The organism is Streptomyces sp. ActVer (assembly GCF_027270795.1).
Lineage (GTDB): Bacteria > Actinomycetota > Actinomycetes > Streptomycetales > Streptomycetaceae > Streptomyces > Streptomyces umbrinus_A.
On record NZ_JAPWHT010000845.1, the window covers coordinates 1 to 1,794 of the forward strand.

Below are 1,794 nucleotides of genomic sequence, written 5' to 3' on the forward strand. Positions count from 1 at the left end.
GGTCGCGGGGCGACTCCAGGACTGGTACGGGCTCAGCTCGGGCCAACTCCCCGACGACAGGCCCCTGGCGGAGGTCGGCCTGACCTCCCGGGACGCGGTGGCCCTGACCTCCGACCTGAGCGAACTGGCCGGAAGACGCCTCCCGGACACACTGCTGTGGGAGGCACCGACAATCGACAGCCTGGTGAGACGACTTGGGGCAACCACGCCCCCAAAGGGGCGCGGGGAACTGCGCGACAAGCCACGGCCGGCCGGCACCAACAGAACTACCGAACCGACCCCCGCAGTCGCCATCATCGGCGTCGGCTGCCGATTCCCCGGCGGCGTCACGTCCCCCGACGAATACTGGCAACTCCTCACCGAAGGCCGCGACGCGGTACGCACACTTCCGCCCGGCCGCTGGGACCCCTTCGTCCGGGATCCGGAACGCCTGCCGGACGACGTGAACCGGCACGGCGCCTTCCTCGGCGGCCTCGACGACATCGCCGGCTTCGACGCCGAGTTCTTCGGCATCCCCGCCCACGAGGCGACCGCCATGGACCCCCAGCACCGCATGCTCCTCGAAGTCACCCGGGAGGCCCTCGACCACGCGGCCCTCGCCGCGCCCACGCTCGCGGGCACCCGCACCGGTGTCTTCGTGGGCATCAGCGGCAACGAGTACGCGCACCTCACGACCGCCGACCTCCGTGCCGTGGACGCCTGGACGGCCACCGGCGCGTCCATGAGCATCGCAGCGGGCCGCCTGTCGTACGCCCTCGACCTGCGCGGCCCCAGCCTGTCCGTCGACACGGCGTGCTCGTCGTCGCTGGTCGCGGTGCACCACGGCGTGCGCAGCCTGGTGACCGGCGAGAGCGACACGGCACTCGCCGCCGGGGTGAACCTGCTCCTGACCCCCGCCGTCACCCTCGGCTTCCAGCGCGCTGGCGCCCTCGCCCCCGACGGCCGCTGCAAGGCCTTCGACGCCGCGGCCGACGGGATCGTACGCGGCGAGGGCTGCGGAGTCGTCGTACTGAAACGGCTCGCGGACGCCGAACGCGACGGCGACCGCGTCCTGGCGGTGATCCACGCGACGGCCGTGAACTCCGACGGCCGCTCCAACGGACTGACCGCCCCCAACGCCGAGGCCCAGTGCGCCCTCCTCGCCGAGGCGCACATCGCCCCGACGACCGTGGACTACGTGGAGGCGCACGGCACGGGCACCGCCCTCGGCGACCCCATCGAGGCGAGCGCCCTCGGCGCCGTGCTGGGCCGGGGCCGCTCCCTGGACCCGCCCCTCCTGATCGGCTCCGCCAAGACGAACCTCGGCCACCTGGAAGCGGCCGCCGGTATCGCGGGCCTGATCAAGACCGTGCTCGCCCTGCACCACGGCGAGATCCCCGCCCACCTGCACTTCACCGGCCCGGGCCCGCACGCCGACCTCGACGCCCTCGGCCTGCGCGTGGTCGGCTCGCCCGAACCATGGCCCCGCTACTCGGGCACGGCGACCGCGGGCGTCTCGGCCTTCGGCTTCGGCGGTACGAACGCCCATGTCGTCCTCGCCGAACACCGACCGGCCGCCCGGGCGAAGGGCCCCGCCGGACGCCCCGCGCTGCTCCTGCTCGACGGGCCGACCAAGGAGCGCGTACGCGCCTACGCCGGTGAGCTTGCCTCCTGGCTGGAGACCTCCGACAGCCGACGCCTATGCGACGCCGACCTCGCCCGCACCCTCGCGGGGCGAACCGGCCGTGGCCGCCATCGCGCGGCCCTCGTCACCCGCGACCGCGCCGAGATCCTCACCGCACTCGGCCGTCTCGC

General features: G+C 74.0%; 1 protein-coding gene. It reads left to right on the top strand.

Translation table 11 applies throughout. The features are described from left to right. A partial coding sequence (locus O3Q52_RS52720; protein WP_269655490.1) for a type I polyketide synthase occupies positions 1-1,794 on the top strand: 1,794 nt, incomplete at both ends.